The sequence below is a fragment of the Candidatus Methanogranum gryphiswaldense genome, from assembly GCA_019262145.1.
Taxonomy (GTDB): Archaea; Thermoplasmatota; Thermoplasmata; order Methanomassiliicoccales; family Methanomethylophilaceae; genus Methanogranum; species Methanogranum gryphiswaldense.
The window spans coordinates 921,565-942,495 of the sequence record CP076745.1 but is presented as its reverse complement, the minus strand read 5'-3'; the positions used below and the strand labels follow the sequence as shown (position 1 = coordinate 942,495).

The following is a 20,931-nucleotide window of genomic DNA, read 5'->3' as shown; positions in this document are numbered from 1 at the left end:
GTTACTTTCTGTTTTATCTATCGATACTGCAATCAGGTATAGATGACAAATGAGAATTACCGTAAGTGCAAGACATGTAGATTTTGCATACATTCGGATATGATCTGGCTATGTACAATTAGAGATGAAAGGACCCAAATGGAGAATACATGTGAGAGATATCGTCCGGGGTCTTGTGAGAATTGTAGGAGTTTAATCGTGGATCAAGGTGTGACGGCATGTTCAAGAAAAGGGGTCCGCGTGGATACGTTAGATGTATGTACTGATTATGACCCATGTGGAAGACGTTCAATATGAGGCATTACGTTCCTTGTGTCCTTTGAGCACATTCTTCACACTTGCTTTCGCTTGGCTTGTTCCAGATAGTACATTCTTTGCTGATTCCGGCAAACCAAAGTATATGATGTTATCAGATACTCCAGTACAGGCACGCATGTCCTTTTTTACATCATTGTAGGATCTTTGCATGGAACCAACGATGCTGTTCACTGTATCAGATAAATAATAGACATTCTTTGAGATGTAATCCTTTTTGTTAATGAACATTTCACAATTGGTCAGATATGGATTGTAAGTTTCGTCAATATAGTCCTCATCCAGGTCATCTATGGCATCAAGCACATATACCAATGTGGTTAGCTGTGTAAACAGATCTTCTAGGGTATTGTTTGTTTTTTCGCCAGCAAAATCACTCAAAGCAACTGAAAGTGCCCTTCCGAATACATTTCCCATTTTAATTGCATTAGTGCATTCTGATTTTTCGAGGTCATGCAATCTGCCAAATCCTTCTCCGACGGTCCTATCGTATTCGGGATACAGTTTCTCGGCTTTAGCGATTGCCTTTCCGAGGGTTAGCGAGATCAGGTCCGTTCTCAGAGATGGTTTGTCTATATCGTCATCGACAAGTTCCCATTTGGTCAGGAGTACGGTATATGCTGCCATTTTTCTCATCATATCTGAATCGGCCTTAGGATCTGAGAATACACAGAACGGTGATCTTTTGGTTCCTTCAAAATCCAGTATGTCGCCAGCGATAGAGTTGATAACAATTGTGTTGAATGTCATATCATAGTTCACAGTTGCGGTAGAAACGAGTCCGAATTCCTGTTTGAGTTGATGGCACGTCTCACAGTAATATCTCTGGTATATTGCCAGGTCGGAAGAGGACATCTTATCGTAGCGAGGGAGCGTATAGCCGAACATATTTCGTGATGTTTATTGGGGAATGGTTCGAACCTTTAATATATTCGTATCGATTTCGGTGGAAGGTACCGATGCCAGTCGGTCAGGTGAAATCATGTCCAACAACTCTTCATCTATTGAGGAACTGACCTCGCTTTACATGAGCCAGTCCCCTACAGCATTCACATCTATCGCTATGCACGCGAAAGCCCCTAATGACCATAACGATCGCGTTGATACTGCTGAACACGGTGGTGACAAACCGTGTGATTACAGTTGCTGTAGTGAGAAAGGGTATTGTAATTCCATGGGATGGCATCTTGCCATAGTAGGCGGTGCAGTAGTGTGCTGTGCATGTTGCTGTTATTGCACACACGGATTCAACGGCGTTTGGACATATTGGCCGTTCTGATCCTGATCTGGAATATTCATTCGGTCGAATATGAACCCTTACATCTCGGTTGTAATAAAACCAACAATGGCGTGCAATCTCGATTGCAGGCATTGCTATCATAGACAGGAAGAAAGGGTTTCGGGCTGCATATCATCTGGCACATTGGACAAGTTGTTTCGTTTGATCTCTGAAGAGTATGAGTCTGCGTGGTTCATATGGCACGGAGGTGAGCCGATGATGCTCTCCATTCAATTTTATAGGGATGTCATTTCATTTCAAAACAAATATTTTGGCAAGGGCACTCACAGAGTAGGGAACACCATACAGACAAACGGTACTTTCATCGATAGAAAATTTGCTAATTTCTGTAGGGAAAATCAGATTAATATCGGCATATCCTTCGAGGGACCTTATGACGGTGTATTGAGGCAAAAAGGAGAGCTTGTAGATAAGAATCTGGTCTATCTTTCTAAGAAAGAGCACGTATTCTCTGTGAATTCTACAATATCTTCCGAGACAGTAGGAAAACAGGTCGAACTTTATAGATACTTTAGAGACAGGAACATAAACCTATCTTTGTCTCCGATCATTCCTTCCGGATGTGCAGCGGATGATACATCTTTGATACCGGATGCTGACCAATATATTTCAGAGAGTATCAAAGCATTCGATGAATGGCTTTTTGACAAGGATTCCGATGTTCCACTGATACCACATTATCTGTATCTTTTGAATGCATTGGGAGAATCGGTTGACTCAGATTGTGCACATAATTCATGTCTCACAAAATGGCTATGCATCTATCCTAACGGGGATGTCTATCCATGTGCCAAGAATTGCCCAGAGAAATATCGTCTTGCGAACATCGCGGATATAGAGCACATAAATGAAGTATTCATGACCGAAGGATTCAGACAGATCTTGTTAGGTACAATAGCCAGAAGAGAGAAATGCAAATTAGAATGCGAGTTCTTCGACCATTGTAACGGTGGGTGCAGTATAGATGCCTGTTACGAATGTGGTATCGAGAATATCGGTGGAAACTCATGTAGGATATTCAAAGGTGTCTTTAGGCATGTAATGGATGTATCAGAAGAGATACTAAGGGATAAGCCTGATCTCAGTCAGTATAATAAATACGTCCGCGACGCCATTATTGGTAAACTCGTAAATCCCAAGATAATCAATATATGATCATTTTCCGATGTATGCGATAGCATCCACCATTATCTTCACGCCTTTAGGTAGACTTTTTGCTTCAATGCACGATCTTACCGGATAAGGTTGTTCTAGATAGATCGAATATATGCCGTTCACAGTGCTGAATGTCTTCATATCGGTAAGGTATATCGTTGTCTTTACAATGTTCTTGTTCTTCGCGCCACATGCCGCGAGGACAGCCATTACGTTTTCCATGACCTGTTTCGTTTGATCTTCTATTTCTTCTGGTATTTTTCCCGTTTTAGGGTCCACAGGTATCAAACCTGCGGTAAATATCATATCGTTAACTTTTATGGCCTGTGAGTAAGGGCCAGCCGCCAGGGGCGCTTTATCTGTTGAAATCGATTCTATAGACATTATGCATCCTTTCCTATGTCATTAACATCGTATGGTGTTCCCTGATATACGTAGTAGTTGAGCCAGTTTGTGAAGAGCAGCGTTGCGTGGCTTCTCCATTTAACCACTGGATCATTCTGAACATCATTTTTAGGGAAATAATTGTCAGGTATATGTGGATTTATTCCGCGGCCAGTATCACGGTCATATTCGTTGGCTAATGTGGTCTTATCATATTCTGCATGACCCAATACAAATATTTGTCCGCATTTTTCTGATACCACGATACCAACTCCTGCTTTCTCGGACATTGCCACGATATGAAGGCGCGGTACGCGATAGATGTCACTGGCATGTACCTCGGTATGCCTGGAATGTGGCAGATTGAATACGTCGTCAAAGCCTCTTAGCAAGGGTTCTTGCATGTTTAATATGAAATGCTCGAAGACACCAGACATCTTCTCATTGAGTGGATATTTGGGTATGCCGTAATGGTGATACAGTCCGGCCTGAGCACCCCAGCATATGTGGAAAGTAGAGAAGACGTTCTTTTTGGACCATTCCATTATATCACAGAGTTCTGGCCAATAATCCACTTCTTCGAAATCTATATTTTCGACTGGAGCTCCGGTTATTATCATGCCATCGAACTTTTGGTCCTTTACCTCATCAAAGGTGTAATAGAATTTGTTCAGGTACTCTTGAGATGTATTTTTAGAGTTATGAGTGGCCATCTGCAATAAGAAAATGTCTGTCTGCAGAGGGCTGTTACTAAGAAGACGCAATATTTGAATCTCTGTTTCTACTTTTGTAGGCATTAGATTGAGGATCAGAATTTTGAGGGAACGTATATCCTGTGAGACCGCACGTTTTTCGGTCATTACGAAGATATTCTCAGCTTCCAAAGTTGATACAGCTGGAAGGTCATCAGGTATCTTAATAGGCACGGTCCATCTCCCTCTGTGAAATTATATATTGTAGCGGCATTATATTAAGTTGTCCAATGTGATACTCAGAGCGTCCATTTGTGTGCTAAGGAGCTGTTCTCGATCAGGTAATGGGGCTACTGGCTGATTGAAGGTTTTCCATTGCTCAACTTACACAGGTCGCCGATGCGATCCTCATTTTGAAATTATGAATTTTATTGCCTCGTTGGCAAGAGTCATTCCGAAGATCGCCGGTACAGTTGGAAGTGAACCCAGAACACTTTTTCCGCGTTCATCTTTCATTGTAGGGGTAACGACAGGTTGTTCTTCCGAATACACACACGTTATATTGGATGTGTTCACGTCTCTCAAGTTCGATCTAAGAGCAGATGCTAATGGACAAACCCGTGTTCTATTGAGGGTGGCAATATGTATCGCCGTCGTATCCATATGCAGAGCTGCACCCATGGATGAGAACGTACGTATGTTGTTTTCAGAGGCATATCTGAGCAGTGCTGTTTTGTTCCCTATCGTATCTATTGCGTCTATCAGTATATCTGGACGGCCTATCAGTTCCTGAAAATCAGTATCTTTTGTGATCAGGCATTCGACAGAATCTACATCTATGGTGGGATTGATGGATAATGCCCTTTCTTTGGCCAATACGGCCTTCGGACGTCCGATCGTGTCATATGTTGCCAGTATCTGGCGGTTTAGATTGCTTTCCACAATGCTGTCGCCATCAATGACACGAATATGTCCAATTCCTACGCGTACAAGTGCCTCAAAAGCATAACCGCCGACAGCTCCAGCACCTGCGACCACCGCACGTGCAGATCCCATACGGTCCAGTCCGTCTTGACCTATGATAAGTTCAGTCCTCGCGGATCTGGAAGTGTTCAACCGATCACTCTCATGGTGTTGTTCTTAGTAAGGGCAACCAATTCGGATGTCGTCATGGATTTGAACCCCGCGAGTATCTTGATAAGATGTGCCATATCATTGCAGTTGCGGCTCCGTATCGGGGCGTCGGTCTCTATAAGCAATCTGTCATCCGGTATGGTAGAAAGTAGACGCATTATCCTTATCTCAGATTTCTGAAGTATCCTGGGAGATATGGAGAAATAACATTCTTGTTTGGAGAAGGCTCCGATGTAGCTATCAGGTCCTGAATACGAATGGAGTATCACAGGGACCTTCATTCTTTGATCCTTTATGACCTTTAGCGTCTCTGCCTCTGTGCCTACCATATGGATGGTCACCGGCCTTTTAAGTTCGTTGGCCACTTCCATCTGTGCATTGAACATTTCCATCTGCAGATCTAATATGGGGTGGGTCTTATCGATCCCTATCTCGCCTACACCTGAACGCTCGTCTCTTTTTAGGAATGTGTGAAGCAGATCAATATAATCGGAAGGTGCTGTAGAGACGAACCAAGGATGTATACCATAGAATGGGAATATCCTCGAATCAGCTGCGTCCATCTTTCTCTGTTCTTCCCATTGATCAAAGGATGATGTGCACGACAGCAACAGGGATGCATTTTCGATATCAGGATATCCGCCTTGTTTCTCTACATCGACAATGTGTAGATGTGCATCCGCAAATCCCTGTATGTCTGCCATTTTGCCTCAGTTGTAGATTCCCATGCTCATGTATTTCTCGCCACCGTCGGGGAGTATTGCGACGATCCTGCTGCTCTTGTCTATCTTGGCCAGTTCCAATGCGTAGAACGTCGCTGCACCTGACGATATACCGGCAAAGATGCCTTCTTTTCTGCCAAGGTCTCTGGCCGTTGTTACTGCATCATCACTTTTCACAGTTACGATCTTCATTAGGTCCTTATTCAGGTTACCAGGTATGAAATTGGCTCCTATCCCTTGGATCCTATGTGGTCCGGCATGTCCCTCGGTAACCAATGGGCTTTCTGCAGGCTCTACACCTATGACGGTTGCGTTCGAACCAGCGTCCCTGAGTGCCATGGCAATGCCTGTTGCGGTACCACCTGTTCCAAAGCCGGCGACGATGAAGTTGACATCTGGTAGATCCCTTAGTATCTCTCTGCCTGTTGTGACCCTGTGGGATGCCTGATTAATGAGATTGTCAAATTGTCCGAGTATGAATCCTCCGCGTTCTTCAGCGATCTCTTTTGCTCTTTTTACTGCACCCTGCATGCCATCGATCCCGGGGGTAAAAATTATCTCGGCACCGTAAGCGGCCATGCATGAAACACGCTCTTTCGACATTGTGTCTGGCATCACCAATATGGCTTTGTATCCGCGAGCAGCAGATATCATTGCAAGTGCTATGCCAGTATTGCCGGATGTAGGTTCTACGATAACACCTCCTTTTTTCAGTATGCCTCTGGCCTCTGCATCGTTGAGCATTGCCAGAACCGGCCGGTCCTTGATCGAGCCTCCAGGATTTCCTCTTTCTATCTTCACATAAACATGACTGCCTTCAGGAGCGATCCTGTTAAGTCTTACCATAGGCGTCTCTCCAATTGTCTCGGTGATATCTTTGTATATTGCCATAACCACACCTCACGACTGTATCATTTATTTCAATATTCTATGCCTTTTCTGGCCTTGATACCTTTGTCGAACGGATGTTTTACCATCTTCATTTCTGTGACAAGGTCTGCATAGTCAATTATTTCCTTCGGAGCTCCTCTTCCAGTCAGTACGATCTCAATATTCGCCGGACGTTCTTTGAGTATATCGATCACGTCCTTGGAACTAATCAGTCCCCATGATATGGCGACATTGCATTCGTCCAATATGACCAGGTCGTACTTTTCTGAGTATATGAGGTCCCTTGCCTCAGCGAGTGTCTCTTTTGCGATCCGTATGTCCTCAGCCTTAGGCACTCTTCCGACCATATGGTCCAGACCCATTGGTATTATCGTCAGATTCTCAAAATGGTCTGCGGCAAGATGTTCACCATAATTCTCAGGGGGTTTAAGGAATTGTATCATGAGTACATTTAGACCTCTTCCAGCGGCTCTGAAGGCCAAGCCTAAGGAGGCAGTGGTCTTTCCTTTACCCATACCTGTGTAAACATGTACAAGGCCGAGTTCTTTTTTTATCTCGATGGGGATGTTAGACATGATCGTTATGCATACATCTTTTTGTGAGGATTAATAAGTATTTATATCACGGAAGTAAGAATCACCCCATGGAGGGGTCGTCTTACTCGGACAGAGAATTGAAGACGTTGCTCGTTGCAACGTCTGCCGGAATCTTTTTGGCGCCATTCGCTAGCACGATGCTCAATTTAGCCCTTGTCTCCATAGGTCAAGAATTTTCAGTGGGGTCCCATTCGCTAGGAATGGTCAATACGATCTTCCTTTTGGCATCGGTCATGTCAATGGTACCTATGACAAGAGTTGCCGACATATACGGTTTGAAGAAAGTATTCATTTCGGGCGTATTGATAATGTTGGTTTCATTGTTTTTCGCTGCATTGGCGCCTTCTTTTTCCTTATTCCTGTTGGCCAGGGCATTGATGGGAGTGGGTACTGCATGTCTTGCTGTAACATCCATAACGATGATCGTGAATGCTTTTCCTTCAAATAAGCGTGGTTGGGCAATAGGGATCAATACGACCGCTGTTTACATGGGAACGGCATTAGGCCCAACTATCGGAGGGGTTGTCACCGATATCTTCGGATGGAGATTTTTGTTTTATGCGCTTGTTCCCCTATCTATCATTTCTTTGATAATGATCAGCCACTTCAAAGATGAGATCACTCTGGGAAAGGATATTAAAATGGATTACAAGGGGTCCGTGATCTACATGGTAATGATCTTGACCTTGATGTACGGAATGATCAATCTTCCGGAGATATGGGCATTCGTATCCATGGGTGTAGGAGGGGCTCTCTTGTTCGTATTTTTGTCATATGTAAAAAGGGCAGAACATCCGGTCATGAAAGTAAACGTCTATAAGAACAAGGTGTTCAGGCGTTCCATCATAGCGGCATTCATGAATTATGCATCCTCTTATTCGGTATCCTTTTTCTTTGCGCTATATCTTCAGACCATAGGGGCGCTTTCAGCCTCACAGGCAGGAATGATAATGTTGTTACAGCCGTTGATACAGGTATTGTTGACCGCAAAGGCTGGAAGTCTTTCAGACAGTCTTGATAAAAGATTGTTGCCAACGTTGGGCATGTCCATAACCACATTATCGGTTTTCTTGATATTGTTCATGGGTACGGAGGTAAATCTTTGGTATGTCGCGATGATCCTTTTACTGTTGGGTTTGGGATATGGCCTCTTCTCTGCACCGAATACCGCTGCCATCATGTCATCCGTGTCCGCTAAGGACAGAAGTTTGGCATCCGGTTCTGTATCGTTGATGAGACAGACCGGAATGATGACGAGCATGGGGATCGCAATGTGTTGCATATCAGTTATACTAGGTTCGACAGACAACATCAATCCGTCCACGTATGGCGATTTCATAAATGTCATGAAGACTGCGTTCTCCGTTTGTCTGGTAATGTGTATAATAGGTACTTTTGTCTCATGGTTCAGAGGAAAAGAGGACAATGTCGTTGTTACAAATGTTAGGAATTCCTAATACTGGCACATGTAGATAAACTTAAAATATCATTGGATACATTTCTCGTTTCAATGTCAGTTGAAATGAGCCCGGCTGCACGTGAGAACTACAGTTTTCAAAGAGTGGTAGTCGTAGTGGGCGTTTCGCTCATGGCGATCAAGTTCTTGGCTTATATGCTGACATCGTCCGTTGCGATATTGACGGATGCGATGGAAAGCATCGTGAACGTGGTGGCAGGATTCATCGGGCTTTATGCTTTGTACCTATCCGCACAACCTCCCGATAAGTCCCACCCGTATGGTCATGGCAGAGTGGAGACGATATCCGCATATGCGGAAGGCACCCTCATAACGGTAGCCGGTGCGCTGATCATCATGGAAGCGATAAAGAATTTCCTAGATCCTGAACCACTATCAGATCTGGATATCGGTCTTGTGCTCATCATATTCGCAGCTGCAGTTAATTTTATAACAGGCAGAATAGCTATAAGAAAGGGCAAAAAGAATCGCTCTCCTGCATTGGAAGCAAGTGGCAAACATCTATGCACTGACACATACTCATCAATTGGTATCATAGTCGGGCTATCAGCGGTATATGTCGGGATGTTATTCGGCGTGGATATCTGGTGGATGGACCCGCTTTTGGCCTTGATCTTCGGGGCACTGATAATAATAACTGGTGTCCGCGTCATAAAGACAAGTTTGGATTGCATTATGGACAGGGCGGATGAGGAGGTCCTTTCAGAAGTAGTGGACTGTCTTAACGAACACAGAAGTGACAAATGGATAGATATCCATAGTCTTAGAGTGATAAAGTATGGTAGTTCGATGCATATGGACTGTCATGTCACCCTTCCTGCTTCTATGACAATAGCCGAGGAAGATGAGGAAAAAAAGGCACTCATGGAAGCCATATGGTCAAAATTCGGTAATTCAGTAGACTTGACCCTTTCTCCAGAACCTTGTGGTGGCTTCAATTGTCGTCATTGCAGAAATGATTGCTCTGAAAGAAAAGAGGATTTTTTGCATTCGATAGAATGGAATGTAACAAATCTGATTCAGGGGAAACAGCATTTTTGTGGCGCGAACGTCCATATAGACAAAGAAATAAGGAAATGAGTTTTTATCTGACATTCGCGATATTCTAATTCATGCTCTTCAACAAAAACAAGGACACTCCTCCTGAGGTCTCGGCCGTCGGTCTAGGAAAATGGTATTCCGAACTCAGTGATCAAAACAAAGTGAAGCTGGGGAGATATCTCAAATGTGCAGACACATCGTCAAAATTTGCATTTGTTATGTCCGTATTGGATCAAGCCATTGCAGATGGGAATTTCGGGTTTGCTGTAACGATTGGAGAGATGGGAAAAGAAGCAAAATTCAACAATATCCAGCATTATGATATTAATGAGAAGCTTGTTCTTGCCTACTATAATTCTAAGAAATACGATGAATGCCTGTTAGCCTGTAATGAGGGGTTATCGATGCTCCCAAAGTTGAAGAAAGATATATTCGCCCGTTCTGGTGGCGAGATACCTTCGGACATATATTGCCGCAATTACAAAATGAATGTTCTTGTCGGTATATTCTTCGATTATGATGAAGGGGATAAGGCATTAGATGAATATTTTGATATGGGACTGATATCAAAAGAGGATTTAGAGTATAGAAAACAAAGCAATAAGATATTCAAACTTCAGAGGACATTTGATGGAATATATGCCGTGAAGATCAAGGATGGTCAATGATATCTTTCCAACCTATCATCGGGAGGATATCAATTCCCGGTTCTTCGTATGGATGAATCGATATTATTTTTTCAATTACCTTTTTTAGGTCTGCAGAATGAACTGCAAATTCAACGCGGACCTCTTTGGCCGTTGTGATCTCACCTACGGTGCCGTTGTAAGGATTTGACCCTTCCAATGTTCTCCATGTGCTTGTCACAGGAGCAGTTAAAAATACCCTGTCATATCCTGGATACATAGGTCTAGCTATGTCTGTCACAGAGTCCATTAATTCTTCAGAGTATTCTTTCGGAATACAAACGCATACTTTGTAAAATTTTATATCGAATGTGTCATGCATGTAAATCATCGACGACATTTTTTACTGTTTCGTCTTTTCCTTCTATGATCTTTGCAATTTCTTCAAGTCTGTCCTGTGCATCTGCATTCATGCGCATGGCATTCAGTTTCAGGTATGATGTGCTGAGGAATGTGGCTATGAACGGTATTGGCGGCATGCAGTACATTAAGCCGCCAAATATGCCTGTCGCATTTTTTAGATCTGGCAGGCTGAGTATTTTATCGATCAGTGCATTATTTTCAATTGGTTCGAGTTTCCTTCTTAGGGCTTTGGACATCAGTTTTTGTCCGCCGATGACCACCTCATAGCTCCATTGCACTTCACTTAGAACCGGTGAAGGCTTACCTTTTGGAACCGTCGTCTTGTTTATTATGGCCTTTCTCAGGTCGTCGGCGGTGTTGCCTTCGAATTCAGTCCAATTATATCCCACTGTAAAGTTGGAGTGTCCATCGCTTGCTGAAATAGGGGCCCATCTTCCAGGGAATTTATCCATGACCATCTGCGCGAAATGATTGGAATATTTGTCGGGATGGCCACCGTTTATGACCTCGAATGCATCCAGATCTATGTCGAATATTTTTTCTTTGAGGCCACGGACATGAAAACTGAAAGGATGTGGTGCAATGGTGAGCGCCCCTTGTTCTCTTATGACGTCTACGGTCTCTTCGATCGTCATAAAAGGTTTGACATATTCTGTTAAGCCGAATCCAATTATCTCGCCGTCAGATGTCATTATCTCATCTCCGACGACCACTTCGATATCATTGAATTGCTTGGCATATTTCTGAGCTACAAATCCACCGGCCACTTCGTTGTGGTCCGTAATGCAAAGGACATTAATGCCATTCTTTCTGGCACAATCCACCTGTTTTTCAGGTGGTGTTGTCGATTCAGGAAATTTAAGTACGCTCAGCTGACTGAATCCGGAATAATAGGTGTGTACATGTGTGTCTGCCCTTCCCATACAGTCCATGGTCTGAGAGTTCGATGGTTGTATTTAATTTAAACGTATTCGCGGCGCGGTCAATAGAATGTAACACATACTTTTTTGATATATTATCATCGCGGTATGGGAGTTTTGGGGTATACCCACCGGTATGATCCTTTTCTATTTTGGTTCAGAGTGGCATTCCACATACCCGTGATGATATTGTTCGCAGCACTAATGTTCATCATGATAAGAAGTAGAAACAAGATCACTAAAAAAGACGGTGTTCTGCTCGTGAGTGTATATTCGGCATACATAGTGTCGATGGTAATATTTCCAGAGCTTAAGTCTGGTATTGTTTGACCCACCCCTAATCAAAGATCACAGTATCAAATCAACAAGGGTCTCGTTTGAAACATATAACGTTGGCCGTATGTTGAAAGATACTGTTTAATGTAACAGGTCAAGCGTAATAGTATTCGCCTTTGGATTTCTGTTCCCTGTCGAGTCTGGAATCAGGTTTATTTATTCTGGGTCTGTGAGTTTCAGTATCTCTTCTGAACGTTATATCTACAGCGGAAAGGAATTTGTTCATTCCTATCCTCATATCGAACGGTCCCTCTCCGATACCGTGATGTCCTGGTTCTCCTCCGAAGACCATCATGGAATCTGAGACCATGTCAAGGAAATATATGTCGTGGTCCACGATCATCGCGCTGCGCCCGGATTTCTCCATCATCCTTCTTATGGTCTTGGCAGCATTCATTCTCTGGTTGGAGTCAAGGTATGCAGAGGGTTCATCGAAAAGATAGATATCTGCATCTTTTGCCAGACATAATGTTATAGCAACTCTCTGAAGCTCTCCTCCCGATAGATTCTTTAGATCCTTATCCATGAGATTCTTAATTCCCAGTGGGGTGATGACCTCTCCCTGGAAGAAATTACTTATAACGGTCTCGTAAGCGTTGGCATATAGGACATCTTGCACTGTACCCTCCATATCGTTGGAGATGTATTGAGGTTTATATGCCACCTTTAATAATGTGTCCAGTTTCCCCTCGTCTGGTTCGATGACCCCTGCAAGCATTTTCACAAATGTTGTCTTTCCTGTGGCATTAGGACCCACTATACCGACCGATTCACCGATCTTGACGGCTCCTTTGCTCACATCCAATTCGAACTCTCCGAAATCCTTCCTTATGTGATCGAATTCAACTAGGTTGGCGGTATTCCAATCTGTTCTTGGCGGGGAGGCTTCGAATTCGATAGGTCTGTCCCTGAATCTTATATTTTCCTCGGGCAGGTACCCGTCCAAATATACGTTTATTGCAGTTCTGACCTGTCTTGCCAAGGTGAACACACCGTACGCACCCTCAGAACCGTAGACAACGCTCACATTGTCTGCCAGATAATCTAATATCGCGAGATCGTGCTCAATGACCACGACCTGTTTGTCTGTTGCAAGTGTCTTGATGAGCCTTGCCATTTTTACTCTCTGGTATATGTCCAGATACGATGTCGGTTCATCGAAGAAGTAGACATCTGCGTCTTTCATCATTGTGGCAGCCATGGCCAATCTTTGCAGTTCTCCTCCAGAAAGTTTGTCCAGTTCCCTGTCCAGGACCTCTGTGAGATCGAAGGCATCAGCGGCCTGTTCCAAGGTCATTCTTTCTTGTACTTTTCCAAGGAGATCACGGACAACACCCTTCACAGATTGAGGAAGTTTGTCCACGTACTGCGGTTTCATCGCCACCTTTGTGTTTCCAGCATATACGCCGACAAGATAGTCATGGAGGTCGGTACCTGCAAAATATTTGAGGACCTCTTCTTTCGACGGGGGATTATTGAATTTTCCAAGATTAGGTATTTCTATGCCAGATAGTATCTTGACGGCCGTGGTTTTTCCTATCCCATTGGGTCCAAGAATACCGGTTATGAATCCTTTTTTGGGGATCGGAAGTCTGTATAAGCGGAACGAATTCTCTCCATATTGATGGATTAGTTCTGTCTTGAGTTCATCTGCAAGACCGATTATCTTGATAGCGTCGAATTGGCATTTGTTGATGCAGATACCGCAACCTTGACACAGGGCCTCCGAGATTATCGGTTTCCCTCTTTCTCCCCATGTTATGCATTCTATTCCTGTTCTTATCAGGGGGCAGAATTTTTCGCATTCGTGATTGCATTTCCTGCTTTGACATCTGTCATGCAATACCACCGCTATCCTCATGCACCGGACTATATTGACCAATGATTTAACTTTTAAGGTAGATCGATGGAGATAAAATCAAATATCGTACGAGTATGACCCCACAATATGGAGGCAACGGAGACCAAAGAGGTCAATATGATGCTTGGCGATCCTAAGAAAGCGATCAAGTATCTTTCTATACCGATAGCGGTCACGTTGCTTGTCCAACAGAGCAGCAGTATCATCAATATTCTTTGGGTTACGGGATTGGGTTCAGGTCCGATGGCGGCATTGGGGCTTGTGGGCCCTATTTATTCAGTAATATTGGGGTTGGGCAATGGAATGGCCATCGGGGCATCCGCTGCCATAGCACGCAATATAGGAATGCATAGAAAAGAGAACGCAGAGCGTCTGGCAATGCAGGCGATATTACTCGTGATCATAATCGCTTTGATCATGACGCCGTTGTTACTACTTACCGCTGAACCAGTATTGAGATTGATAGGTGCCGCGGGAACGATCGAAGATTCCATGGCATATGCGGTACCGATCTATCTATGCTCGATCGTCCTGATGATGAGCTGTATGATGTCTGGTATCCTGAGGGGAGAGGGTGCTGCTAAAAGATCGATGTACATACAGGTTCTGGCAGCTGTCATCAATATGATATTGGATCCAATTCTGATCTATGGATTTGGAATGGGTGTATCAGGTGCCGCATGGGCGACAGTAATAGCATTCTCGATATCGATCATCGTGGGAATATATTGGTTCATAGCTCAGAAAGGAACGTATCTCACGATGAGATTGAAGGACCTTAAATTCAGTGCTATTAGGATGCACGAGATACTTGTGGTTGGTATACCCCAATCTGCAGAATTGTGTCTGATGTCACTTTTCAATATCGTATACAACCTCTGTATAATCGCAGTGGCGTCCTCAGGAGTCATGGCCATATACACCTCTGTGTGGAGAATAATGTATCTGGCACTTATACCGGCGCAGGCAGTTGGTGGTGCGATGGTATCTGCTTGTTCGGCGGAATTTGGAATGAAGAGATACGATATGATCAAGCAAGCATTCGATTTCTCAACAAAATTCTCCCTAATGATATTGACTATTTTGGCCATCATCGTGATAATATTCGCAGAGCCGATAGCCTCGCTGTTCACATATGCTTCTGATATGCAAGCGTTCCACGGGGAGATGGTAAATCTTACCCGTATCCTATTCATCTCTCTTCCTATCATGGGGATGATATTCGTCGGTTCGTCTGTGCTCCAAGCAATCGGACGTTCCATTGTTTCCATGTGGTCCTCATTCATCAGAAATGTCTTATTAACAGTGGCGTTCGTATCGGTCACATTCTTGATTGGCACCCTTACAGGTTTATGGTTGGTTCTGACAGTGGTCGAAATATTAGGGGGAGCCTTGATGTGGTATCTTGCGCGCACCGCAATTAAAAGTTTGGAACCAAGGGACAGGCCTGCTGTAACCATATCTCAATGATGATGGGCCATGGGTCGGTATTGTAAATCTTTCAGTATGCAACATTTTCTTTTTTTGAAATAGTAGGCATTCTTGATCTTATGCTTGCCAGAAAGGAGAAATCATCGTATATTTCCATTTAAATCGATATTTAATGAAGATCGGGGTTCAATACTTTTATTACTCTTATCAACAATCAAGTTGACGGTTTAAATGTCAAAAGTATGTATCAACATCGCGTGGCCCTACGCAAACGGCCCCATACATTTGGGGCATGTTGCAGGTTCTCTCTTGCCTCCGGACATATTCAGCAGATATAATCGTCTGAAAGGTAATGAGGTCCTCATGGTCGGTGGTTCCGACCAGCACGGTACACCTATAACGGTGACAGCCGAAAAAGAGGGAGTTACACCCGAGGTCATAGCTGAGAGATATCATGCCATCAATAAGAAAGCGATAGAGGATCTTAACATAGAATATTCATTATTCAATAAGACCCATTGTCAGACACATATAGAGGTCGTTCAAAGTATATTCAAAGATCTTCTTGCAAAGGGATACCTCTATTCAGAAGAGACCCAGCAGTATTATTGTCCGAAGTGTGCACGTTTCCTTCCAGATAGATATGTAGAGGGAACGTGTCCTAAGTGCGGAGCAGAGAATGTCCGCAGTGATCAATGTGACAGTTGTGGAACGACCTTTGAACCTGGAGACCTTCTTAAAGCGCACTGTATCCATTGTAATGGTGAGCCAGAAGTAAGGCCGTCTCAACAATATTTCTTAAAATTGAGTGCGTTCGAGAAACCACTTTTGGAATTCTTAGACGATAAGACATATTGGAGGTCAAATGTCAATGCATTCACCACCAATTGGCTGAAGGATGGTCTGCATGACCGTGCGATCACAAGGGATATGTCATGGGGGATACCCATACCTGTCAATGGATGGGACGATAAGGTCATCTATGTCTGGTTCGAAGCCGTGATCGGATACCTAAGTGCATCTGTAGAGTATTCGAAGATGATAGGCAAACCCGATCTTTGGAAGGAATATTGGCAAGACCCAGATGTTAGACATTACTATTTCATAGGTAAGGACAATATTCCATTTCATTCAATAATCTGGCCTGCCATACTCATGGGAATAGGCAATCTGAATCTACCATACGATATACCAGCAAATGAATATTTGATGTTCAATGGCGGCAAGCTTTCGAAGAGTCGCGGGGGAGCGATCGATGTGCCGTCGGTTCTACAGAAATATGATGCGGATGCGGTCAGATACTATCTTTCTATAAATATGCCAGATACACATGATTCAGAATTCTCTTGGGATGATTTCCAAGTAAAGGTCAATTCGGAACTCGTTGCTGCACTTGGTAATTACTATCATAGATGTCTGAGCTTCACGCAGAAGAATTTCAGTTCCATTCCAGAGGCTTTGTCTGATGATGAGGCCAAAGAAGTTACCGATGCGATAAAAGCAGCATTCGATGAATACGATGACTGCCTCTCGAGATGTGATTTCAAGAAGGGACTTAAGGCGGCCATGGAACTTGCAAGGTTCGGAAACAGATATTTCGATTCAATGAAGCCATGGGCCTTGATAAAGCAGGACAAGATTCAGTGTGGGAAGGTCATGAACAATCTTCTCAGGATCGTAAAGGCATTGAGCATAATGTGTTGGCCGTTCATGCCCATATCCTCTCAGAAGATCTGGGAATATCTGGGATATGAAGGCAGCATTGAGAAGGCAGGATATGATATCCTTTCTCCCTTGCCGGTAGGTCAGGCACTCAAAGAACCTATGCCAGTCTACAGTAAGGTGGAGATCCCGAAGGATGAGGTCGATAAGAAAGATGATAAGAAACCAGAGAGCGAAAAGATCATCACTGGGCCTTTTTCTGCATTCAGGATGTTAGATCTCCGTGTCGGGCACATCGTTAGTGTCAATGATCATCCGGATGCGGACAAGCTCTACCTGCTAAAGGTGGACATCGGCGAGGATGAGCCAAGACAGATCGTTGCGGGACTCAAGGCATTCTATTCAAAGGACCAGATGCTGAATCGTAAGGTGTTCGTTGTTTCCAACCTTAAACCAGCTAAGCTTCGCGGAATAATGTCATCTGGAATGTTGTTGGCAGCAGATGACGAGGAGATAGGAGGTCATTCGGTGTTGTTACTGAAACCTTCAAGCGATGTTCCTGTTGGTACCAGAATAAACTGTGGGCTACAGAATTCATCTGCGACCATCGAGTATAAGGATTTCCAGAAGACCAAGATGGTGGTGTCCAGTGTCAAGGAAGGCATATTCTTGGCATCTAAAGAAACGATCGAGTTACCTGCTGGTTCGCCAGAACGTGTCGCGGCCGTTATCGATGGGGATCGCATATTGCCTCTTGGTGACGGAAAGAGCTGTGTAGCTACTGTTGAGAGCGAGATACTAGATGGTGCTGGTGTAAGATGAAGGCAGATCTCCATGTTCATTCATGCTATTCTAATGATGGAAAATCAACGCCACAAGAGATAGTAGATAGAGCTATAGAGATCGGATTGGGTTGTGTGGCCATAACCGACCATAACAATTTCAAGGCCTATTTCGACGTAAAGGACAACGGAAAAATAATAATAATCCCTGGTGAGGAGGTGTCCTCGAAAGAGGGGCACATTCTTGCTTTTGGGATCGATAAAGAGATACCTAGCGGCCTCAGCATTCAGGATACGATAGATGCGATACACGAGGCGGGCGGGTATGCTTTTGTCGCTCATCCATACAGATGGTGGTCGGGTCTGGGAGAAAAGAATACCTTGCAATATGGTTTTGATGGGACAGAGGCAAGAAATGCAAGGTCCGTTCATAACGCGAATAGAAGGTCCGAGAAACTTGCATCAAAGATAGGTAAGCCCATATCCGCAGGAAGCGATGCACACACTCCTCCAAGGATAGGTTCTGGATATGCTGAGTTCCCAGATGGCCTCACTACATGGCAGGAGGTTTTGGACCATATGATGAATAACAGGGTTTCTGTCGACAGTAATAGCAGAGGCAGAGTGGGTACTATCAGATATGCGACAAAATCGATAGGACAATGGATGTTCCGCGGTTTCAAGAAGATGTAATTTCTGTTGAAATTTTATATCTGATAATTTTTCTGTATCTATGTAAGTATGCGAAGAAACAGGTATCAAAGTAACTAAACAATTTCAAGCAATGTTATAAAATCTGTGTTATGATGAATTTAGGTTGATAATATAAAAATGGTTTTTAAAAAGTTTTCAACGAAATTCAATTTACAACATAGAATCCACAAAGTATAGTACCGTAATACGTGCCTATGCTCGACGCATAACCCTTTGTTATGACACCTAATGCATAATAACTGTCCGAAGTTGTTTCTCCGCCGTAATAGGTTACACCGTTCACGGTCTGAGATAGTATTTCGTAGTTACTGCTGTTGTATGATGGGGTGTTGTAAGAATCTAATGCAACTCCTACGATCGCATGACCTACGGTTACTGTTTGACCCGAAGAGGTATAGGTATTGGATATCAGCCCTATCGCGACATCGTAACCGCACGACTCGTAGATCGCTGCTGCGAGTATAGATGTATCTTCGCAGTCTCCCATTCCATAAAATATGGTTTCTAGGGGGTACGCGTAATATTCGTCGCTTCCATACACGACCATATCTGCTGCATAGTAGTCGTTGAATGCCGGATAATAATAGCAACATTGTACGAATGCCAGTACAAAGTTTGCGAAAGATTGTCCGCTCAGACTTGCATCGGATCCGTATATTTCTTGGTATTTCTCCTGGAGTTGACTGGCTATGCTCGATATAGTATCGTCTACTATCACAAAATTTGTTACATTGGATGAACTTTTTGAGTTGTCCCTAGTAGTAGTTAGATTGTGGTAATATTCGAATTCCTCGTATGTGTATGTCACAGTGAGTTCGTATGAGTTGCCGTCATATGTCCAGGTGTATTCGGTAGTTATATCTCCGTCAAGGCGTAGGTCTCCACTGTAAGTGGTACCTTTCGATGAAGACCAGTTGTATGTGGAACTGGTGTAGTCGCTTTCTGATTCGTAGCAAGTCACGCTGATCACGTAACTTCCGGCTATGTATCCGCTCCAGTATAGACATGCCTCGCTCTTTGCAACTGTGGATCCCGAATAGGCAGTGAAGGTGTAGTCGTAGCTAGAACTGTAATACATGTATTCAACCCAGCCATCAGATGTGTATACGTATGCGATGTATGTTGTGCTGCTTTCGTCATATACTTTCCAAACGTAATATTCGTAGTTCGAGGCATAACTCTCTGAAAGTGAGATCATGAGACAAGTTTCTTCATCACCGTCATCATCCATATCATATGTCGTTTCTGTATACGTGAAGATTTCAGATTCAAAGGCTCCGTTGTATGTGACCGTATAGTCACCTATTGATTGACCAACTATGATAGTACTGCTTCCGCTATCATCAGAACTACTATCATCAGAACCATTGTTATCGATCACAACAATCGCTACTGCGGTCATTATCATCAACATGGCCACTAATACAGCAGCGGTCTTGTTTTTTGATTTCTTTTTCACCTGTACCGAACTTATCGGTCTAGGCGCAATGTATTTAGGCGCATTGTTGCGCTCGGCCCACCTATCCATCGATGGTTGGGTGGTATATGAATTGCCGATTTGGATAGGTTCTTGGTGTCCTTCCGCATTAGTGTCAGGGTTTGACCTAGATTCATCTGAAGTCGCATATTGCGACTGTGAGACGAACGGCAATTGATAGCCGCACTCGGTACAGAACTTCGTTCCCTCCTTTTCAACATGCTTTCCGCATTTTGGGCAGAACATATTTGACGATGTTTATTTATAAATATAAAAGCTTCTGTCTGTTTTTGAAAAAATTTCCTAATTGTGATATTTATCGATTATCGATAATAAAATTGTAATTCAAAAAAGAATTTGTCGCAGTTTGCGAAAAAGTAAATTGAAGGGAAGAAGTTTCTCAGATCGTATTTAGGCCATGAGGCTTGCGGATCTAAGTTCTGCGGCGATCTTGTCAACGGCACGGACGACGTCTTCAGGTACTTTGGCACCTGTGCAGACCATCTTTCCGGATCCGAAGAGAAGTACGACGACCTTGGGGTCATCAAGCCTGTATACGAGTCCAGGGAACTGTTCTGGTTCATATTCGACCTTTTCGAGTCCGAGCGTTATGGCGACCGTGTTTAAGTTGATCTCCTGCTCAAGATCGGATGATGCGACAATATTCTGAACTTCAATCTTAGGTTCGATGCTGATCTTGATGTTGGCCTTCTCAAGGTCCTTCGCTACTTTGCTTATGGCAACTTTAACATCGTCAAGGCTTTTTGCGCCGGTACAGACGACCTTTCCGCTCCTGAATAGAAGAGTTGCGGTTTTAGGTTCTTTCAATCTGTAAACAAGTCCGGGGAACTGCTGAGGGTTGTATTCTGCTCCGTCAAGGGCATCCTCAATTGCATTAAGGTTGAGCTCTTGTCCAAGCGAGGTGGAGGCAACAACATTCTCGATATTCATTTTAGCCAACGTTTCACCAACAGGGCTTATTTATAAAGACT

General features: G+C 43.7%; 22 protein-coding genes. 10 read left to right on the top strand and 12 right to left on the bottom strand.

What is annotated here, in order from left to right; genetic code table 11:
• The first annotated feature begins 42 nt into the window (after positions 1-42).
• Positions 43-297: a hypothetical protein gene (locus tag KRP56_04815; GenBank protein UAL07167.1), complete on the top strand. Its 255-nt coding sequence runs from the start codon at positions 43-45 to the stop codon at positions 295-297.
• Here the strand turns inward: KRP56_04815 and KRP56_04810 are convergent.
• Positions 289-1,203 (bottom strand): DUF5685 family protein, encoded by a 915-nt coding sequence (locus KRP56_04810; protein UAL07166.1) that lies wholly within the window; start codon positions 1,201-1,203, stop codon positions 289-291. The genes KRP56_04815 and KRP56_04810 overlap by 9 nt on opposite strands.
• Positions 1,204-1,378: 175 nt before the next feature.
• Between KRP56_04810 and KRP56_04805 the strand changes: the two genes are divergently transcribed.
• Both KRP56_04805 and KRP56_04800 read left to right on the top strand, forming a co-directional pair.
• The gene (locus KRP56_04805; protein ID UAL08465.1) at positions 1,379-1,594 is read left to right on the top strand and encodes a hypothetical protein; all 216 of its coding nucleotides are present in this window, start codon (positions 1,379-1,381) and stop codon (positions 1,592-1,594) included.
• A gap of 30 nt (positions 1,595-1,624) precedes the next feature.
• Positions 1,625-2,770, top strand: a complete 1,146-nt coding sequence (locus tag KRP56_04800; GenBank protein UAL07165.1) for a radical SAM protein — start codon at positions 1,625-1,627, stop codon at positions 2,768-2,770.
• On the opposite strand, the gene KRP56_04795 is transcribed toward KRP56_04800, so the two are convergent.
• The 6 genes from KRP56_04795 to cobO all read right to left on the bottom strand — a co-directional run bounded on the left by KRP56_04795 (position 2,771) and on the right by cobO (position 7,168).
• Positions 2,771-3,154: a Rid family detoxifying hydrolase gene (locus KRP56_04795; GenBank protein UAL07164.1), complete on the bottom strand. Its 384-nt coding sequence runs from the start codon at positions 3,152-3,154 to the stop codon at positions 2,771-2,773.
• Positions 3,154-4,080, bottom strand: a complete 927-nt coding sequence (gene metA / locus KRP56_04790; protein UAL07163.1) for a homoserine O-succinyltransferase — start codon at positions 4,078-4,080, stop codon at positions 3,154-3,156. Before metA ends, KRP56_04795 begins: the two co-directional genes overlap by 1 nt.
• Before the next feature lie 174 nt (positions 4,081-4,254).
• Entirely contained in the window at positions 4,255-4,962 is a 708-nt protein-coding gene (locus KRP56_04785; GenBank protein ID UAL07162.1) for a ThiF family adenylyltransferase, read from the bottom strand.
• The gene (locus KRP56_04780; protein ID UAL07161.1) at positions 4,959-5,684 is read right to left on the bottom strand and encodes a TatD family hydrolase; all 726 of its coding nucleotides are present in this window, start codon (positions 5,682-5,684) and stop codon (positions 4,959-4,961) included. Before KRP56_04780 ends, KRP56_04785 begins: the two co-directional genes overlap by 4 nt.
• 6 nt (positions 5,685-5,690) lie before the next feature.
• Positions 5,691-6,593, bottom strand: coding sequence for a cysteine synthase A (gene cysK, locus KRP56_04775; protein ID UAL07160.1), 903 nt, complete (start codon positions 6,591-6,593; stop codon positions 5,691-5,693).
• Between the two features lie 29 nt (positions 6,594-6,622).
• Complete coding sequence (gene cobO, locus KRP56_04770) at positions 6,623-7,168, bottom strand: cob(I)yrinic acid a,c-diamide adenosyltransferase (GenBank protein UAL07159.1); 546 nt, start codon at positions 7,166-7,168, stop codon at positions 6,623-6,625.
• 68 nt (positions 7,169-7,236) lie between these two features.
• Between cobO and KRP56_04765 the strand changes: the two genes are divergently transcribed.
• Genes KRP56_04765 through KRP56_04755 form a run of 3 tightly spaced genes read left to right on the top strand, consistent with a single transcriptional unit; the run spans position 7,237 to position 10,375 of the window.
• Positions 7,237-8,646 (top strand): MFS transporter, encoded by a 1,410-nt coding sequence (locus KRP56_04765; GenBank protein UAL07158.1) that lies wholly within the window; start codon positions 7,237-7,239, stop codon positions 8,644-8,646.
• Positions 8,647-8,699: 53 nt separating this feature from the next.
• The gene (locus tag KRP56_04760; protein ID UAL07157.1) at positions 8,700-9,746 is read left to right on the top strand and encodes a cation diffusion facilitator family transporter; all 1,047 of its coding nucleotides are present in this window, start codon (positions 8,700-8,702) and stop codon (positions 9,744-9,746) included.
• A 32-nt stretch (positions 9,747-9,778) separates the two neighbouring features.
• The gene (locus KRP56_04755; GenBank protein ID UAL07156.1) at positions 9,779-10,375 is read left to right on the top strand and encodes a hypothetical protein; all 597 of its coding nucleotides are present in this window, start codon (positions 9,779-9,781) and stop codon (positions 10,373-10,375) included.
• On the opposite strand, the gene KRP56_04750 is transcribed toward KRP56_04755, so the two are convergent.
• Together KRP56_04750 and KRP56_04745 are read right to left on the bottom strand one after the other, a co-directional pair.
• Positions 10,359-10,715 carry a hypothetical protein gene (locus KRP56_04750; GenBank protein UAL07155.1) on the bottom strand — a complete coding sequence of 119 codons (357 nt, stop codon included), beginning with the start codon at positions 10,713-10,715 and terminating at the stop codon, positions 10,359-10,361. The genes KRP56_04755 and KRP56_04750 overlap by 17 nt on opposite strands.
• Complete coding sequence (locus KRP56_04745; protein ID UAL07154.1) at positions 10,708-11,688, bottom strand: hypothetical protein; 981 nt, start codon at positions 11,686-11,688, stop codon at positions 10,708-10,710. The genes KRP56_04750 and KRP56_04745 overlap by 8 nt, the downstream gene beginning before the upstream one ends.
• Positions 11,689-11,838: 150 nt before the next feature.
• Between KRP56_04745 and KRP56_04740 the strand changes: the two genes are divergently transcribed.
• Positions 11,839-12,006 (top strand): hypothetical protein, encoded by a 168-nt coding sequence (locus KRP56_04740; GenBank protein ID UAL07153.1) that lies wholly within the window; start codon positions 11,839-11,841, stop codon positions 12,004-12,006.
• A gap of 100 nt (positions 12,007-12,106) precedes the next feature.
• Here the strand turns inward: KRP56_04740 and KRP56_04735 are convergent, their stop codons facing one another.
• A complete protein-coding gene (locus tag KRP56_04735) occupies positions 12,107-13,873 on the bottom strand; it encodes a ribosome biogenesis/translation initiation ATPase RLI (GenBank protein ID UAL07152.1) in 1,767 nt (588 codons plus the stop codon).
• Between the two features lie 87 nt (positions 13,874-13,960).
• Between KRP56_04735 and KRP56_04730 the strand changes: the two genes are divergently transcribed.
• The 3 genes from KRP56_04730 to KRP56_04720 all read left to right on the top strand — a co-directional run bounded on the left by KRP56_04730 (position 13,961) and on the right by KRP56_04720 (position 18,441).
• Complete coding sequence (locus KRP56_04730; protein UAL07151.1) at positions 13,961-15,343, top strand: MATE family efflux transporter; 1,383 nt, start codon at positions 13,961-13,963, stop codon at positions 15,341-15,343.
• A gap of 192 nt (positions 15,344-15,535) precedes the next feature.
• Positions 15,536-17,788: a methionine--tRNA ligase gene (gene metG, locus KRP56_04725; GenBank protein ID UAL07150.1), complete on the top strand. Its 2,253-nt coding sequence runs from the start codon at positions 15,536-15,538 to the stop codon at positions 17,786-17,788.
• Positions 17,785-18,441 carry a PHP domain-containing protein gene (locus tag KRP56_04720; protein ID UAL07149.1) on the top strand — a complete coding sequence of 219 codons (657 nt, stop codon included), beginning with the start codon at positions 17,785-17,787 and terminating at the stop codon, positions 18,439-18,441. The genes metG and KRP56_04720 overlap by 4 nt, the downstream gene beginning before the upstream one ends.
• 166 nt (positions 18,442-18,607) lie before the next feature.
• On the opposite strand, the gene KRP56_04715 is transcribed toward KRP56_04720, so the two are convergent.
• Together KRP56_04715 and KRP56_04710 are read right to left on the bottom strand one after the other, a co-directional pair.
• Positions 18,608-20,185: a zinc-ribbon domain-containing protein gene (locus KRP56_04715; GenBank protein UAL07148.1), complete on the bottom strand. Its 1,578-nt coding sequence runs from the start codon at positions 20,183-20,185 to the stop codon at positions 18,608-18,610.
• A gap of 165 nt (positions 20,186-20,350) precedes the next feature.
• Positions 20,351-20,890, bottom strand: a complete 540-nt coding sequence (locus KRP56_04710) for a TATA-box-binding protein (protein ID UAL08464.1) — start codon at positions 20,888-20,890, stop codon at positions 20,351-20,353.
• Positions 20,891-20,931: the final 41 nt, after the last annotated feature.